Consider the following 16,440-nt stretch of genomic DNA (forward strand, 5'->3'; position numbering starts at 1 on the left):
AGCGTCGGCCCTGCAGCCCACCGGGCCGGGATCCTTCGCAGGCAACCTGCATCGAGCACCGCTCCCGCCGCCGGCGAACCGCAAGTTTGCTCCGTGCCCCCGGCCGTTCCCCAAGGTCGCCGTCGACCCCACCCTGAAACCGGCGACCCGGGGGACGGCCTTTTCTTATCGGCTGAATATGCTTAGTTGGTCCTTTCCTGACTCGCTCAGTCTTCAGGCTCTGAACCGGCGACCGGGGACGGCCTTTTCTTATCGGCTGAATATGCTTAGTTGGTCCTTTCCTGACTCGCTCAGTCTTCAGGCTCTGAACCGGCGACCGGGGACGGCCTTTTCTTATCGGCTGAATATGCTAAAATAGGCCTCCCCGTGCCAAGTCACCCCTAAGATCACCGCAGGAAGGACGACCATGAGCCAGGATCTGCTCCAATACATCCGCGTCATCGAGGACTTCCCCAAGCCGGGCATCAGCTTCAAGGACATTACCACCCTGATCGGCCACCCCGAGGGTTTCAAGAAGACCCTGGACGCCCTCGAGGCGCTGCACAAAGACAATCCCCCCGACGTCATCGCCGGGATCGAGAGTCGGGGCTTCATCTTCGGCGCCGCCCTGGCCGACCGCTTCGACTGCGGCCTGGTGCTGGTGCGCAAGAAGGGCAAGCTGCCCGCCGCGACCTACGAGGAGACCTACGAGCTGGAGTACGGTACGGCCACCCTCGAGGTCCACACCGACGCCTTCGAGCCCGGCCAGCGCGTGCTGCTGATCGACGACCTGCTGGCCACCGGCGGCACCGCCGCCGCCGCGGTCAAGCTGATCGAGCAGGCCGGCGGCAAGGTCATCGCCGCCGACTTCGTCATCGAGCTCGACTTCCTCGAGGGCCGCGGGAAGCTGCCCGGGGTGACCGTCAACAGCCTGATCCATACCTGAAAACCGCAGCGGCGCGGGGCTGTAGCTCAGTGGATAGAGCAGCGGTTTCCTAAACCGCGTGCCGGAGGTTCAATTCCCCCCAGCCCCACCAAAGGCCGTCCGCGACATCCCCGACCGGGCGGCGGGGACAAAAACCCGCCCGGCGGCGTAGATAAAACCGAACCGGCGGGTGTCCGCCTTGCCGGTACCGAGTTTTTTTACTATATTTGAGGTACGGCTTCCGCAAACCGCCAAGGAGTTTCTTTGCGCACAACCGTTCTCGCCGTCCTGCTCGTCTGTTTCCTCGCCGTCGTCGCACCGGCCCTCGAGGTGCTGGTCGCCGATTACGACGGCGGCTACACCTTCGCCGACCCCGACGGCGACGGCCCGGTCGGCTCCGAAGAGGCCGTCATCGCGGCCCTGGACGCCGCCGGAGCCGATTACGAGCTGGTAAGCGACGTTCCCGACGACCTGTCGGGCTACGATCTGGCCTTTGTCCTGCTGGGCACCTTCCCCGACTCCGAGATCCTGGGTTACGACGACCTGCAGGCCCTGGAGGCTTTCGCCGCCTGGAAGGGGCTGTACCTCGAGGGCGGCGACGTGGGCTACGACTATCATTCCACCGGCCTGTGGTCCCTGTTCGGCGCCGACTACCTCCACGACGGCAACGAGTACGAAGAGGGCAACGTCCAGAGCCTCGAGGGTGTCCCGGGCACCTGGGCCGCCGGGCTGAGTTTCGACTGCCCGGGCTACCGTGCCGACTACACCGACAACTATCTCGATGAGCTGACCAACGACGGCGGCGTGGTGGTCTTCACCGGCGAGCCGATGGGCAACATCACCAACGGCCGGGTGGTGGCCTGCGAGGCCGGCGGCCGCACCGTGGTCAGCTCCGTCCTCTTCGGCGCCCTGGCCGACGGTTCCTCGACCAAAGACGATTATATGCAGGCCCTGCTGGACTACCTCGACGACACCGTCGACGTCCGGCCGGCCAGTTGGGGTCGGATCAAGGCCCTGGCCGACTAGAGCGGGAGAGTGAAAACAGATGCGTAGTTGGCCGATCCTGTTGCTGCTGCCGATCCTGGCCCTGGGCGGGACCGCCCTCCGGGACGACGCCGAATCACGCGGCCCGGGGGATCCCGGCGTACTGCTGATCGCCGATCAGACCGACGGCGTGGCCGATCCGCTGTACTTCGATGATTATTACCGGGACGCCATCGACGACATCTTCGGCCATCCCTACTACTACGACCACTGGGTCCACTCCGGCGAGGTGTCGGCGTCGCTGCTGGCCGAGTACGATGCGGTGATCTGGTACACCGGCCTCTCCGGCGGCACCTCGCCCGCCGACGGTCCCGCCGGCCACATCACCCTGACCGAGAACGAGGAGAACGCCGTCGTTCAATACCTGTCTTCGACACCGGCCGATGATTACCGCGGCGTCTGGCTCTCCGGGATGTACATCGCCTGGAACTGCGTCGCCGATTCGAGCACCCAGGGCCAGTTCTTCTCGACCCTCTTCAGCCAGTACGTCGGCCTGGAGTACCCCCTCGTCAATTTCACCAACCCCATCTACGTCGACAACACCTGGTCGGCGGGGGGCGGTTCGTCAACCCCGCCGCTCAATGGTGTGCCCTACTCCATCTTCTGGGCCGCCGGCGATTACAACTATCCCGACGTGCTGGACACCAGCGGTGGCTCCTGGAGCGCTCTGACCTGGCGCGACTCCGGCGGCACCGACCGCGGCGACTGCATCATCGCCAACGAGGGCGTCAGCGCCTACGGCGGCACCTGGCGCATCGTCCTCTCCTCGCTGCCCCTGGAGAGCATCGGCACCGAAAGCTCCGGCGAGGAGCGGATGTACGTGGCCAACGACATCCTCGACTGGTTCCAGGTCGGCCTGGCCGTCGAGCCGGCGAGCTGGGGGGCCATCAAGGCCGAGGTGCGCTGACCGATCGCCGCCGGTGGAATTAATCGACGCAGAACGGGGACCCGAGCGGTCCCCGTTTTTCACCCGTCCCCAGCCCAGCATGCCCGCCGGTCGGTCAGGGAGCCTTTAAACCCTGTTCGACGACTCCGCCGCTCAGGACCTCGTCGAGGAGCTGCCGGGGGCTGATCCCCAGCCCCCCGGCCAGGCGGATCAGGTTGCGCACGGTGATGTTGCGCTCGCCGCGCTCGATCGAGCCGATATAGGTGCGGTGCAGACCGACGCGCAGGGCCAGGGCCTCCTGGCTCAGACCCAGCTGCTCACGGTGCCGCCGGACGCTGATCCCCAGGGCGCACTGATCATCGATGACCGTCATGACCACCTCCAACCTGACTGTCAATTAACCTCTATGTGTCAGTATAATCCCTCTCAATGACATATGCTGTCATTTTGTCAGTTGCGTGAAAAGATGCCTTGCCCGCCGGGTTACCGCTCTGGTAACATCGGAACCCGACGTCACAATCTACATGACAGGAACGGGGTTGACCGTTGCGTCGTCATTCCCGTCCCGCAATCCCCTCCTTCAGCCGACGGTTTCCATGCTCGCCAAAATCTACTCCGCCGCCGTCCGCGGCGTCGACGGCTACGTCGTCGAGGTCGAGGCCGACGTCTCCGCTGGCCTGTCGAGCTACTCCACCGTCGGCCTGCCCGACGTCGCCGTGCGGGAATCCAAGGAACGGGTCCAGTCGGCGGTGCGCAATTCCGGCTTCGACTACCCGCCGGGCAGCTACACCATCAACCTGGCCCCCGCCGACGTTAAGAAGGAGGGGCCGGCCTTCGATCTGCCCGTCGCCCTGGCCATCCTGCTGGCCACCCGCCAGTTGATCGCCGTGCGCCGCGACAAGCTGGCCGTCGTCGGCGAGCTCTCTTTGGACGGTGAATTGCGTCCGGTGCGCGGCGTACTACCCCTGGCCGCGGCCCTGGAGCGTGAGGGCTTCGAGGCTCTGATCGTCCCGCCCCAGAACGCCCGCGAAGCCGCCCTCGTCGAGGACCTGAACGTCTACCCGGCCCGGACCCTGGCCGAGGCCGGCGAGTTCATCGAGGGTCGTCTCGAGCTGGAACCCCACCGCGTCGACCTGGAGGACGAGTTCGCCCAGGCCGCCGTCTACGGCGTCGATCTCCAGGACGTCAAGGGACAGGAGCACGCCAAGCGGGCCCTCGAGGTCGCCGCCGCCGGCGGTCACAATCTGCTGATGATCGGCCCTCCCGGCGCCGGCAAGACCATGCTGGCCCGGCGTCTGCCGACGATCCTGCCCGACATGTCCCTCGAAGAGGCCCTGGAGACCACCCGGGTCCACTCCGTCGCCGGCACCCTGCCACCGGAGCGCGCCCTGGTCGCCACCCGGCCCTTCCGCTCCCCCCACCACACCATCTCGGCGGCCGGACTGATCGGCGGCGGCAGCTACCCCCGCCCCGGCGAGGTCTCCCTGGCCCACCACGGCGTGCTGTTCCTCGACGAGCTGCCCGAGTTCGAGCGCCGCGTCCTCGAGGTCCTGCGCCAGCCGATGGAGGACCGCCGGGTGACCATCGCCCGGGCCCAGATCAGCCTGACCTTCCCCGCCGGCTTCACCCTGGTGGCCTCGATGAACCCCTGCCCCTGCGGCTATCACGGCGACCCCAAGCACTCCTGTACCTGCAGCCCCGCCCAGATCGCCCGCTACCGCTCCAAGATCTCCGGTCCCCTCCTCGACCGCGTAGATATCCACCTCGAGGTCCCCGCCGTGCCCTACGAGGAGCTGGCCGCCAAGAGCGGCGGCGAGCCCGGCGAGGTCGCCAAGGAGCGCGTCAACGTTGCCCGTCGGCGTCAGCGCGAACGCTACGCCGGTCACGGCGTCCACTCCAACGCCGGCCTCTCCAGCAAGCTGATCCGCAAGTTCTGCCGTCCGACCGAGCAGGCCCGCCAACTGCTGCGCCAGGCCGTCGACCGCCTCGGCTTCTCCGCCCGGGCCTACGACCGCGTCCTCAAGCTGTCCCGCACCATCGCCGACCTCGAGGGCGCCGAACAGATCAACGCCGCCCACGTCTCCGAGGGCATCGCCTACCGCAGCCTGGACCGGGAGTTCAAGGGGGGAGTATGAGCCACAGTTGCCGAATCGTCCCCCTCGTGTTGCTCTGCGCTGTGCTTTGCCCGACGGCGGCCCCGGCCGGGGGCGGCCTCGAACAAGGCTGGGTGGTGAGCGCGGGACTGCAGCCGTTGGTCCTGGGCGGTTGTGTACACGTCGACCCCCTCGAGGTCGAGGAGTACCGCTCGGGAGACGAGGATGATGAACGCATGGGTCGTCGGGTCACCCTGCGCTTCAGCACCGCAGACGGCGCCGCCCCCGATCAGACCGCCGTCGTCGAGCTGCCCCGGGGCTGCGAGGAGCTGGTCGGCCGCTTCCACAACGGCGTTGCTTACCTGCTGCTGGGGGGAAGGACGCGCTACACCCTGCTGCGCTGGAAGCCCCACGCCACCGTGGAAACCCTGCTCGAGGGCGGGATGTTCATCGGCTTCGCCGCCGACGATGAGGTGTTGCTGCTGAGCCGCGACCTGCCTTGCGATCCCGCCGTCCACGGCTTCAGCCGCGCCGACGTGCTGCCCCTGCGTCACGACGGCGCGCCGCCCGGCGGCCTGAGCGAGAGCCACCACCAGCAGTACCTCCAACTCGATGTCGAGCTGGAGAAAATCCTCGAACCGCTCTGGCTCGCCTACGCCGACAGCTACCTCGCCGCCGACTCCGCCGACTGCTTCCCCGCCGCCGCCATCGACGGCGACATCGCCACCGCCTGGGTCGAGGGCGTCGACGGCGAAGGAACGGGCCAATCCCTCGGCCTCGAGTTCATCCTGCCCTTCGAGGTCCGCAACGTGGCCCTGCTGCCCGGCTGGTGCGCCTCGCCCGAGGTCTGGTGCACTTACGGACGCCCACGCCGCGTGCGCCTCGAACTCGCCGACGGCACCATCGTCGAACATGAACTCGAGGACACCCCGCGAACTGCGGTGATCCGTTTGGAAGAGACCCACACGGTCAACTGGCTGACCCTGACCATCCTCGAGGCCTACCCCGGCGAGCGCGGCGCCGACACCGCGATCTCCGAGCTGACGATCAACTACCTCGCGGGGTATTAGCGAGCCGAACACAATGACGGCTCGACGAGGTAATACGTCCTACGGGACCCACCCCGGCGCGGCGGACCCTTGAGTTTATGCTCCGGACGGATCGCGGGTCACTTCAGCCCGGGGCCGGAGTTGGCACGGTTGTTGCGGAGGCGATACCCTCCGGACAGACCGACGGTCGCCGAGCTGCAACAACCGTGCCAACTCCGGCCCCGGGAGAGGCGACGGGGCGAAAGAGGTTGTCACGGGTCCGCCGCCGGATCACCGGGGTATTAGACGCGGTCCGTTTCCCAGACTTTGCAGCCTACTCCAAAGGTCGATGCGCCGACTCCCGCCCAGCTTTGTACTCCTGGCTCTGCTCTCCGGCTGCGCCAACCCCGCCGTCGAGCAGACACGTGAGCTGGAGACGCTGTTCAACGAGCGGCTGGCGGCCGAAGATGCCGGTGGAGCGGCTGCCGAGCTGCGCGTCGTCGTTGACGAGCGAACCGACTACGACGGCGCCGTGCGGGCCCTGTTCAGCGATCTGGCCGACTTCATCGCCGCCGTCGAGGAGCGCGAGCGGGCCCTCGAGACGGCCGAGCGCGAGGCCGCCCTGCTGCAGACGGAGCTGAGCGAGGCGGACCCTCGGGCGGCCAAGGCCGCGGCCCTGGCGGCCTTCAGCGACGCCGCCGCCGAGATCGAGGCCGAGTTCCGCCGCGCAACCGACGAGCTGGCGCCCCAGATTCTTTACGGCGCCCGGGAGCTGCGCCGCTTCGCCGATTGGGAGCCCGATCCGGCGGGGGCGGTGGGGCAGATCCTGCTCCAACTCGGCGAGGAGGAGATCCTCCTCTTCCCCGACGAAGAACCCGGCCAGCAGCTCTGAATCGCGAGCGTTGCCTTTTCGACAACAACCTACGTCAACTGCGAACGAGGCCCGTGATGAGAATTGACGAGCATCCCGTGCTGGAATTCGAGCGGGGCCGGCGGGTGGCTTTCACCCTGGACGGCGAGATCCTCGAGGGCTACGAGGGCGAACCGATCGCCGCCGCTCTGCACGACAACGGCGTACAGGTCCTACGCTACTCGATCAAGCGCCGACGTCCCCGCGGTTTCTTCTGCGCCGTCGGCAACTGCTCGAGCTGCCTGATGGTCGTCGACGGCCACCCCAACGTCCGCGTCTGCGTCACTCCGCTGCGCGCGGGGATGCGCATCGAGCGCCAACGCGACAAGGGTCGCCTCGACAGCGCCGCGGCCGGGGAGGTCGAGCGATGAGCTTCCCCACCCTGGAGCCCGCCGTCCAGCCGCGCGAACTCGACCTGCTGGTGGTCGGCGGCGGTCCGGCGGGGCTCTGCGCCGCCGTCGAAGCCGCCCCCTCCGGTGTCGAGATCCTCGTCGTCGACGACGGCCCCCGCTTCGGCGGCCAGTTGGTCAAGCAGACCCACAAGTTCTTCGGCTCCAAGCTCCAACGCGCCGGGGTCCGCGGTTTCATCATCGGCGACGACCTGCACGCCGAGCTGACCGAGCGCGACAACGTCACCCTGTGGGGCGATTCGACGGTCCTGGGGATCTACCCCGACGGCGTGGTCAACGTCGAACATGACGGACGCTACTGGAAGTTCGAGCCGCGGAAGATCGTCGTCGCCGCCGGCGCCGGCGAGAAGGCCTTGGCCTTCCCCGGCTCTGACCTGCCCGGCGTCTACGGCGCCGGGGCCGTCCAGACGTTGATGAACGTCCACGGCGTCCTGCCCGCCGAGCGCCTGCTGATGGTCGGTGCCGGCAACATCGGCCTGATCGTCAGCTACCAACTGCTCCAGGCCGGCTGCGAGGTCGTGGCCATCGTCGAGGGCCTGCCCCTCTACGGCGGCTACCAGGTTCACGCCAGCAAGGTCCGCCGCGCCGGGGTGCCCATCCTCTGCGAGCATTCGATTCTGCGCGTCGAGGGTCGGGAGAAGGTCGAGACCGCCGTCGTCGCCGAGCTGGATAACTGGCGGCCCGTAACCGGCACCGAGCGAACCTACGACTGCGACGCCGTCTGCCTGGCCATTGGCCTGGCGCCGCAGAACACCCTCCTGCGCATGGCCGGGGCCGAACACGGCTACATCGCCGAACTCGGTGGCTGGGTCGCCCTGCGCAACGACCGCGGTGAGACCAGCGTTCCCGGGCTCTACGTCGCCGGTGACTGCGGCGGGATCGAGGAAGCCTCCAGCGCCATGATCGGCGGCCGGATCGCCGGCCTCGACGCCGCCCACCACCTGGGCGCCCTCGGTGGAGCGGACTACCAGCAACGCCTCGAGCGCCTGTTCGCGGAACTCGAGAGCCTGCGGGCCGGACCCGTCGGCGAGCACATCCGCGCCGGAATGGCCAAAGCCGTCGCGCTCTAAACCGCGCGCCGACCTTTGAAGTGCACCATCCGTGACCCCCGGTCCAACCGCGCCCCGCCCCGGAACTGGCACGGTTTTTGCGGCGTCCAAACCCGCTGGACGGACTACGGGGTTCGGTGGTGCAAAAACCGTGCCAGTTCCGGGGCGGGGCGCTCGGCAGCGTTGAGCCGTTCGCCAACAGCTCTTCAAAGGTCGGCGCGAAACCGCCGACCCCCCGTTAACGAGGAGACGCTCCGATGGTAGACAGGGACAAGCGCGACCTGCTGGTGCCGGTGATCTTCCACCTCCACCAGCCGGTGGGCAACTTTCCCGGCACCTTCGAACACGCCTTCGAGCGTAGCTACCAGCCTCTGGTGCGGGAGCTGGATTCAAGCGGGCTGCGCTTCAACCTGCACATCTCGGGAGCGCTGCTGGACTGGCTGGTCGACGAGCACCCGGTGTATGTCGAGCGGTTGGGTGAGTTGATCTGGGAGGAGCGGCTGGAGCTTCTCGGCGGGGGTTACTACGAGCCGATCCTGGCCATGCTCCATCCCGACGACCGGCGGCGTCAGCTCGAGCGGCTGGCGGACCGGTTGGAGGAGCTTTTCGACCGGCGTCCGGCGGGGGCCTGGCTGGCGGAGCGGGTTTGGGAGCCGCGTTTGGCGGCGGAGCTCGCCGGGGCCGGGTACCGTTACACTTTGTTGGACGACCGGCACTTCCACGATCTGGGCTGGTCGACGGAGCAGGTCTACCGCACCTTCGCCACGGCTGACGGGGCGGACAACCTGGCGGTTTTCCCGATCGACGAGCGTATCCGCTATTTGATTCCCTGGGAGGAGCCGGCGGCGACGCTGGAGTACCTCGCCGGCGCCCGCACGGGCGACGCCGACCGTCCCGGCGTGGTGGTGATCATGAGCGACGCCGAGAAGATGGGGCTCTGGCCGGCCAAGCGGGGCAGCACCTACACCCTGTGCTACCGGGACGGGTGGATGGCGCGCTTCCTCGGCGCCCTTAAGGGGGAGGCGTCGTTGCTCTGTGTGCGGCTGTCGACGGCCCTGGAGCGCCGCCCGCCGGAACGCCTGGTCTATCTGCCGACGGCCTCCTACGACAAGATGGCGGTCTGGGCCTTGCCGACCCCGGCCCGTTCCCGGCTGGAGGACCTGCCCGAGCGTCTGGAAGCCAGCGTCGACACAGATGCGGTCAGGGACGACGCGCTGAAGTTCATCCGCGGCACCCACTGGCGCAACTTCCTGGTCAAGTATCCTTCCGCGGGTCGACTGCAGCGGTTGTACCTCTACGTCCGTGAGCGCCTGAACAACCGCCGCTGCGATATCGACGCCCTCGAGGCGGCCGAGCTGTGGGACCTAGTCGATCGGGCCGTGGTCAACGATCACTTCTGGCACGGGTTGTTCGGCGGGGCTTACTACCACTTCCTGCGCCACCACTCCTATCGCTGCCTGGCCCGGGTGCTGCGCCGGCTGGACGACGCGGCGGGGCTCCGGCTCGAGGAGCTGGACTACGAGGGGCTGGGCCGTCCGACGGCCGTCTTCAACGACCATCGCCAGTTGCTGGTTCTCGATCACGAGGGCGCCGTGCTGGAGTGGCTGGTCAAGGAGCCGCCGGCGGGGTTGGCCGGCGGCTTCACCCGTATCGCCGAGCCCTACCATCCGGCGAAGACGCCGGGCTTCAAGGTCGACGCCGCCCGGCGCGGCTTCGCCCGTCTCGCCCTGCTGCCGCCGGCTTCGAGCGCCGAGCGCTTCCTGACCGGCGGCCTGGAGGCCGTCTACCCCATGCTGGACTCCCTGGACGTTTCCGGCAAGACGGCCCGGCACGGCAAGACGATTCGGTTCGCCGGTCGAGGGCTTCACCTCGGGCAGAGCGTGAGCTTGAGCGGCAGCGGCGCCTGGCGCTGGGAGCTGGAGCTGATCAACCCCGACTCCGCGCCGCTGGCCTTCGATCTGTTGCTCGACCTCAGCCCTTCCCCGCCGGCGGGACCCAAGCAACTGGCTTTGGCGACGCGCTCGGGCGAAAGCTGGAGTGAACGTTCGGTCACCCGGCGCGGTCGCAGTAAGAACGTCGAAGCCTGGCGCCTCGCCGACGAGGGGACGGGGCTGACCCTGTCCAGTGAAGTAGCCCCGGCGGCCCGGCTCTGGCGTGCCCGCCTGCTGACCCTCGAGGGCACCGAGGCCGGGGTGCGGCGGAGCTGGCAGGGCCTGCAACTGGTCTGGGCCTGGCGGATCGAGCTGCCCCCGGCCGGACGACGCCGCCTGCGGGCCGAGTTCGGCGTCCAGGGAAGCAGATGAGCATCAACTGGTGGCTCTTCGGCGCCGGGGCGGCCCTCCTCGGCCTGGTCGCCCTGCTGCGCTACCATCACCGCCGACGCTACGGCACGACGGCCCCGGAACCCGTGGTCGTGTTGACCTATCACAAGGTTCAGCCGGAGCTGGAGCTCGGCGGTACCTGGCTTACACCGCGGGCCTTCCACCGACAGCTCGAACTGATCCGCGGCGCCCGACTGCCCGTTTTTGCCCTGGTGGACTACCTCGAGGCCCTGCACGGCGACAGCCCGCCGCGGCGCGGGGTGGTACTGACCTTCGATGACGGCTACCGCTCCGTCCTCGAGCACGCTCGGCCCCTGCTGGAGGAGTTCGCCTGCCCGGCGACGGTTTTCCTGGTCACCGGCTACGCCGGACGGCCCAACGACTGGGACCACTCCCTGGCCCGGGGGCGCTTTCGCCATCTGAGCTGGGACGAGGCCCGGGAGCTGACCGCGAGCGGCCTGGTGACCTGCGGCAGCCACGGCGTCAGCCACCGCGACCTGACCGACCTGCCCGACGGCGAGCTGGAGCGCGAGCTGGTCGAGTCCCGCGAGGCGATCAGCGCTGAGCTGGGCCGGACGCCGAAGTGCTTCTGCTATCCGTTCGGCCGCCATGACGAGCGGGTGCGCGCCGCCGTCCGCGAATCCGGCTACCTCTACGGCATCGGCGTCGTCGATCGCACGGGCCGCGGTCGTCGACACCCCACGGCTCTGGCCCGGACGGGAATGTACCTGACCGACGGCGCCGGCGCCCTGGCCGTGCGTCTGGGCTTGCGCCATCCGCGACGCTACTGGGCCGAGGACCTCAACAACCGCATCATCAACTGGTTTACCCTGCTGACCGCCGCCCAGCAACGCCGCCGCCGCCGCTCCGGCAAGGCTGATAAACCTTGACAGTTCAACCACCCTGTGGTAACCTGACCACTGTTAGCAAAGTCCGCATTTATCATCCTGCATCGGCTGTGCTCAAGCACCTTCCGGCGCCGGTCGAGGGGCGTCAGATTGTTACGACCCCAACCGTCGAGTGTCCTCCGAGTGTTTCCCCGAGCGTTCCTAACCGGGTACGCTCTCACCTCAAGCCGGAGGAGGGCCGGACTGTGTCGGCCGGCTCACGCCGGGTAGCAGCTAGACCACGCGTACTGTGCCGTCCGGAACGCGCTCACCCCACGGACTGTGTCGGCGGCTCACGCCGGGTAGCAGCTAGACTACACGTACTGTGCCGTCCGGAACGCGCTCACCCCACGGACTGTGTCGGCGGCTCACGCCGGGTAGCAGCTAGGCTTACAACCGGGCACGCCCCTGATACAAACAGCCAATTCCAACGGGCGGCCCCTGTTTCTTTTAGTTACACCGATCATCAAACTGGTCAACAAACTGCTCAAGCCGGATTCATCTCTAGACTTCGCCAACGTTTTTATCACGTAGCTTTTCAACCCCAGCTTTAAGTCCACCCAGTGTGGTCGAAAGCCTCCACTACCAAACCGGAGGAAGATATGCGGAAGATTCTGGTGCTCCTCTTCAGCCTGGCCCTCTGCGGAGCGGTCTTCGCCGGCAACGCCATCACCGTCACCGCCGGCCAGAACGTCAATTCCAATCCCGTCGTCGGCGCGCCGGGTCCCACCATGATCCAGTACCTTCCCTGGGACGGCGAGCAGGGCTCCGACGACCTGGGCGTCGATTTCGACACCTCCCACGACGCCGAGAACCCCTACAACCCCGAATACTACGTCTACATCGATAACGAGGGGCTCTCCGGGATGATCGAGCCCGACTACGACTGGCGCGACATCTCCGACGGCACCGAGCTCAACCTGACCGGTGACGATATGGCCGTCTCCGTCACCCTGCCCGGCACCTTCACCTTCTACGACAACGCCGATCTCGACTCCGGCGGTGACTACGACAGCATCTACGTCTCCACCAACGGCCTGGTCGGTTTCGAGTCCCAGTACTACTCCAGCGGCGATTACGACGACTACGCCAACCGCCTGCTGCCCGACCTCTACGGCGACCAGCATTCCTTCATCGCCGCCTTCTGGGACGACCTGGTGATGCTCGACAACAGCCACGTCTACACCAAGTCCGAGGGCAATGAGTTCATCATCTCCTGGGTCGATTTGGGCATCCGCGGTTACGAGGATCTCGTCGACGGCACCGTCTCCTTCCAGCTCATCCTCGACTACGACGACTACTCCTACACCATCAACCTGCAGGACATCAGCGTCCCCGGCACCGGCCACGACAAGGGCGGCAGCGCCACCATCGGCGTCGAGGACAAGCACGGCATGGCCGGCACCTACTGGCTCTATAACAACCCGGTCAAGATCGACGACGAAGCCTGCGCCGCGTTCATCGTCTGGCAGGCTCCCAGCGATTTTGATATGTACCATCCCAGCGGCAAGGATTACTCCGGTGCCGGTGGAATCGATGCCAACTACCCCGACACGGTCACGCAGGGTGACATCTACGAGCTCGACTGGGACGACAGCGCCAACAACAACCCCTACGGACCCGTCGATGTCGGCTACGTCGTCAAGGTATACAACGATGATGAAGAGCCTGTCGGCGACGGTAGCGCGAATCACGGCAAGATCGAGGACGATGAGGAAGAGATCATCAGCTACGAGATGACCACCGCCTACTACAACCTCGATACCAGCACCCTCGAAGTCAACGGCAGCAATTACCCGTACTATCAGCTCGTTGTCTTCGCCGATGACGGTTGGGGCCGTACCGAGGCCACTTACGTCAACAGCGATCAGCCGAGTGGTGACAATCCTCGTCATTACACCTTCAAGCTCGTCGAGGCCCTCGCCGCTCCGGGCACCGACGCCGTCGTCCCCACCAGCTGGGGCGCCATCAAGGCTGTCGACTAGACCCGGCGACAACGCTTAGTTGATCCGCTGAACAAACCGGGACGCTCCAGGGCGTCCCGGTTTTTTATGACCCAAGCGTTGGCCTTTGGCTTCAATCGACGGCTGAGACATGAGAGCCGTTAGTCATCGCTGCGCGGGCGGGACCCGAAGAAACGGAGGTGGGGATCCGCCCACCTCCGAGTTCGCTCCAGCGCCCATTATTACCGTACAACGATCCGGCGGTTGGTGGTCCGTTCGTCGGTGGCGACGCTGACGCTGTAGACGCCGTTGGGCAGAGTCCGGCCGCCTTCGTCGAGGGGAATCTCGATGATGTGGCGACCAGCCGCGAGCAGGCCCAGGTTTTCTTCGCCTACGCAGCGACCCGCGATGTCATAGATACGGTAGGAACAGAAGGTGGCGTTCTCCAGTTTCAACTCCAGCTTGACCCTATCCGTTGCTGGATTGGGATAGACCAGGGAGACGGGCTCGACGGCGTTATCGGGCGCCTCAGCCACCTCGTTGTCTTCATCGAGTGTGAGGCTGGGGTTATCGTAGAAGTAGAAACCGCAACCGACCACGCAGAAGGGATCCGCTCCTTCAGAGGCGCGGATATACGGGTTGGGAGCAATGGGAGGATCGTAGGCGTCGGCGTACCAGCCGATCGGCTGGAAAGGCTCCATCCGCCAGGTAGCGACGTACAGCCGTTTTTCGTTTGTTGCGTCATCTACATCGGTGAAAACGATATAGGGCTTGTTGATCGGACCGCCTTCGAGGGAGCCGTAATGCAGGTCGATGGCCTCGTTATCCCCATCGTTGAATAAGTATTCAATGCCGGAGCGGATCGATTGGGGGTTCGACCATGTCAACCCGCCGTCACTGCTTTCGATGTAGTAGAGCCGGAAGGTGTCGCCGCCGCTCTCCTCTTCGAGGTAGACGACGCCGTAGTGCTGGTGGTCGTAGGTGTCGATACGAATGCAACCGGCCGCGTTGTCTGAGATTTCGAGCAGGTCGTCTACCCAAGGATCGTCCCAAATATTATCATCGCGAACTATGTAGTAGCTACCGTCGGCTTCGAAAGCTGCAATATAGCTATCTTGTAGGTAGTCACGCTTGAAACAGATATCAGTTGATTTACATGAATAAACATCCTCCGTAACCGTATAGGTTGACCAATAGAAGTCGAAAATATACCAGCGCCAAGCACGGCTAAAATCTATCTCATCATTGCTTTCATCATAGTATAGAACAATTGGTAATGGTACAGATTCTCCAAATTCATTGGCAGTATATAGATCAGCTACAGATTGGGAGCATTCTTTATGAGGAGGAGGTTCATTGACTTCGTTATCACCGAGACTCCTATCCTCGCTAGGCATTTTTGTTGGTACTGTGCCATCGTAGCACATTGTATGCTGCCAAAATGGACTAGTATCTATCCATTTGCAGCGGGAATAGCCGACTAATTCTTGATATCTCCCAAATACAGTACTATATGTTCCCAATCCATCAGCAACTACCATCGGGTAATTAAACCATTCTTGGTCATTATGTGTACCGTCTTCTAGAAATGATACTGTTACCTGACTTAGCGCTTCTGTAACAACTGAAAGTAGCTCTACTGAAGAGAACATTGGTTCGCCGGCGGCATTGAAGCCGACGACATGCTGGGTTTCCAACTCATTACCGCTGACTCCGGCAATGTAAGCCATACCATCATAAAAATCCACCGATGAGCCCGAGCTGCCGAGCTGAGTTTCGGCGAAAGTAAAGGTGCCAAACGAGGCGCCGGCGAGTAAGACGATGGTGAGGAGAATTTTATTGAAAGACATCGCGACTCCTTTTTTGGTTTGGGGATCGTCTACCGTCTTCGGACCGCCAGCTGTCTGTAACCTGCTGATAACATCCGGGATGGGCTGTGATATTCTGCCGCGAAAAAGGGGGGGCAACAAGTGGCGGAAAACCGAGCAACCGACCGGCCCAGTTGTTGCCCAAAATGTAACCATAGAACGCACTATAAGTTGCCCGACGGCAGATGTAAATGTAAGAATTACGGAAAGGAATATGCCCATCGGCCAAGATAGACGAAGCTATCTTGCAATGCTATCTCAAGAGAAGCAAAAAGAGATAGCTCGCTTATTATGGCTGAGCGTTGCGGCGGCCGCCGCGGCCAGGGCGGTCGGCTTATCCGCTAATAAACAGCAGCCACATGGTGCAATCGACTTACAATCGACTTACAATCGACCAAGGGAGCGCCGCGCCGCCGCTCGCCAGGCCGCGCTGGAACCGACCGTCTACCCCGCTACGCCGACGGCCGGCGGGCCCACAAGAAACTGTCGCTCAACGGCTTCCACCACAAGCGCATCAAGCATGACAAGACACTGGTTGACGGCAAGGTGCATATCAACGGCCTCGAGAGCTTCCAGGGCGACGCCAAACGACGGCTAAAGGCTGCTCACGCTGGCTTCAAAGGCAACTTCAGGCGCTTTATCTGAGAAAGGTCGTTCCGCTTCAAGCATCGCGACGACGAAAACACGCTCGACTGCCCGCAGGATGCACTGCTCAATTGGTCCGATCAGGTTTGTTCCGCTCAGGTTACATGATGCCTTAGTTTTTTGGTAAGCGGCTTATGTCATAATTTTACGCATATTGGAGGATGTCAAGTTGTCATGTGAGAATGAGGGGAGTGATCAACGATGTTCCTTTTGTGCTGCCTTTTCTGGTAAAATTCAGCCTTTAGTCGCTCAGTGGTAGGCGTCGGTTCGACGCTCCTGGATCGAAGAATCTGCGCCCGTTCCCGGGGAGGGCGAAGCCATGGCGTTACGCCGCGTGACCCGTTGGGGACTGAGCCTGCTGCTCGCCGGGCTGCTGCTCACCGGCTGCGGTCGCGACTTTCCCCTCCTCGAAGACTATCAGCCCGCGCCCAAGCAGCGCTACCAGCCACTGG

General features: G+C 64.7%; 12 protein-coding genes, 1 tRNA gene and 1 pseudogene. 12 read left to right on the forward strand and 2 right to left on the reverse strand.

Features of this window, described 5'->3' with window-relative positions; all coding sequences use genetic code 11:
* Window positions 1–406: 406 nt before the first annotated feature.
* From GF399_03935 to GF399_03950, 4 genes are all read left to right on the forward strand, one after another.
* Window positions 407–925 (forward strand): adenine phosphoribosyltransferase, encoded by a 519-nt coding sequence (locus tag GF399_03935; GenBank protein ID MBD3399464.1) that lies wholly within the window; start codon window positions 407–409, stop codon window positions 923–925.
* A 15-nt stretch (window positions 926–940) separates the two neighbouring features.
* Window positions 941–1,016: transfer RNA gene (locus GF399_03940), tRNA-Arg, on the forward strand.
* Window positions 1,017–1,168: 152 nt separating this feature from the next.
* Window positions 1,169–1,930, forward strand: a complete 762-nt coding sequence (locus tag GF399_03945; GenBank protein ID MBD3399465.1) for a hypothetical protein — start codon at window positions 1,169–1,171, stop codon at window positions 1,928–1,930.
* Window positions 1,931–1,949: 19 nt separating this feature from the next.
* Window positions 1,950–2,855, forward strand: coding sequence for a hypothetical protein (locus GF399_03950; protein ID MBD3399466.1), 906 nt, complete (start codon window positions 1,950–1,952; stop codon window positions 2,853–2,855).
* Between the two features lie 94 nt (window positions 2,856–2,949).
* On the opposite strand, the gene GF399_03955 is transcribed toward GF399_03950, so the two are convergent.
* On the reverse strand, window positions 2,950–3,207 hold the full coding sequence (locus GF399_03955; GenBank protein MBD3399467.1) for a helix-turn-helix domain-containing protein: 258 nt from the start codon (window positions 3,205–3,207) through the stop codon (window positions 2,950–2,952).
* Between the two features lie 223 nt (window positions 3,208–3,430).
* Here GF399_03955 and GF399_03960 point away from each other — a divergent pair, with 223 nt between their 5' ends.
* The 7 genes and pseudogenes from GF399_03960 (at window position 3,431) to GF399_03990 (ending at window position 13,517) form a co-directional block, all read left to right on the forward strand.
* On the forward strand, window positions 3,431–4,969 hold the full coding sequence (locus tag GF399_03960) for a YifB family Mg chelatase-like AAA ATPase (GenBank protein MBD3399468.1): 1,539 nt from the start codon (window positions 3,431–3,433) through the stop codon (window positions 4,967–4,969).
* Window positions 4,966–5,997, forward strand: a complete 1,032-nt coding sequence (locus tag GF399_03965) for a hypothetical protein (GenBank protein MBD3399469.1) — start codon at window positions 4,966–4,968, stop codon at window positions 5,995–5,997. Before GF399_03960 ends, GF399_03965 begins: the two co-directional genes overlap by 4 nt.
* A gap of 307 nt (window positions 5,998–6,304) precedes the next feature.
* Entirely contained in the window at window positions 6,305–6,847 is a 543-nt protein-coding gene (locus GF399_03970; GenBank protein ID MBD3399470.1) for a hypothetical protein, read from the forward strand.
* A gap of 56 nt (window positions 6,848–6,903) precedes the next feature.
* A pseudogene (locus GF399_03975) lies at window positions 6,904–8,345 on the forward strand (FAD-dependent oxidoreductase).
* 236 nt (window positions 8,346–8,581) lie between these two features.
* Entirely contained in the window at window positions 8,582–10,627 is a 2,046-nt protein-coding gene (locus GF399_03980) for a DUF1925 domain-containing protein (protein ID MBD3399471.1), read from the forward strand.
* On the forward strand, window positions 10,624–11,535 hold the full coding sequence (locus GF399_03985) for a polysaccharide deacetylase family protein (protein MBD3399472.1): 912 nt from the start codon (window positions 10,624–10,626) through the stop codon (window positions 11,533–11,535). The genes GF399_03980 and GF399_03985 overlap by 4 nt, the downstream gene beginning before the upstream one ends.
* A 599-nt stretch (window positions 11,536–12,134) precedes the next feature.
* The gene (locus tag GF399_03990; protein MBD3399473.1) at window positions 12,135–13,517 is read left to right on the forward strand and encodes a hypothetical protein; all 1,383 of its coding nucleotides are present in this window, start codon (window positions 12,135–12,137) and stop codon (window positions 13,515–13,517) included.
* 200 nt (window positions 13,518–13,717) lie between these two features.
* Here GF399_03990 and GF399_03995 read toward each other — a convergent pair whose 3' ends face one another.
* On the reverse strand, window positions 13,718–15,565 hold the full coding sequence (locus GF399_03995; GenBank protein ID MBD3399474.1) for a T9SS type A sorting domain-containing protein: 1,848 nt from the start codon (window positions 15,563–15,565) through the stop codon (window positions 13,718–13,720).
* Between the two features lie 156 nt (window positions 15,566–15,721).
* On the opposite strand from GF399_03995, the gene GF399_04000 reads away from it, so the two are divergent.
* Window positions 15,722–15,988, forward strand: coding sequence for a hypothetical protein (locus tag GF399_04000; protein ID MBD3399475.1), 267 nt, complete (start codon window positions 15,722–15,724; stop codon window positions 15,986–15,988).
* The last annotated feature ends 452 nt before the right edge of the window (window positions 15,989–16,440 follow it).

The organism is Candidatus Coatesbacteria bacterium (assembly GCA_014728225.1).
Taxonomy (GTDB): Bacteria; RBG-13-66-14; RBG-13-66-14; order RBG-13-66-14; family RBG-13-66-14; genus WJLX01.

Bases quoted from the DNA above. Each gene is read 5' to 3' on its own strand.
- GF399_03935 (MBD3399464.1), top strand. From the start codon at position 407: ATGAGCCAGGATCTGCTCCAATACATCCGCGTCATCGAGGACTTCCCC.
- GF399_03950 (MBD3399466.1), top strand. From the start codon at position 1,950: ATGCGTAGTTGGCCGATCCTGTTGCTGCTGCCGATCCTGGCCCTGGGC.
- GF399_03955 (MBD3399467.1), bottom strand. From the start codon at position 3,207: ATGACGGTCATCGATGATCAGTGCGCCCTGGGGATCAGCGTCCGGCGG.
- GF399_03960 (MBD3399468.1), top strand. From the start codon at position 3,431: ATGCTCGCCAAAATCTACTCCGCCGCCGTCCGCGGCGTCGACGGCTAC.
- GF399_03965 (MBD3399469.1), top strand. From the start codon at position 4,966: ATGAGCCACAGTTGCCGAATCGTCCCCCTCGTGTTGCTCTGCGCTGTG.
- GF399_03970 (MBD3399470.1), top strand. From the start codon at position 6,305: ATGCGCCGACTCCCGCCCAGCTTTGTACTCCTGGCTCTGCTCTCCGGC.
- GF399_03980 (MBD3399471.1), top strand. From the start codon at position 8,582: ATGGTAGACAGGGACAAGCGCGACCTGCTGGTGCCGGTGATCTTCCAC.
- GF399_03985 (MBD3399472.1), top strand. From the start codon at position 10,624: ATGAGCATCAACTGGTGGCTCTTCGGCGCCGGGGCGGCCCTCCTCGGC.
- GF399_03990 (MBD3399473.1), top strand. From the start codon at position 12,135: ATGCGGAAGATTCTGGTGCTCCTCTTCAGCCTGGCCCTCTGCGGAGCG.
- GF399_03995 (MBD3399474.1), bottom strand. From the start codon at position 15,565: ATGGGCATATTCCTTTCCGTAATTCTTACATTTACATCTGCCGTCGGG.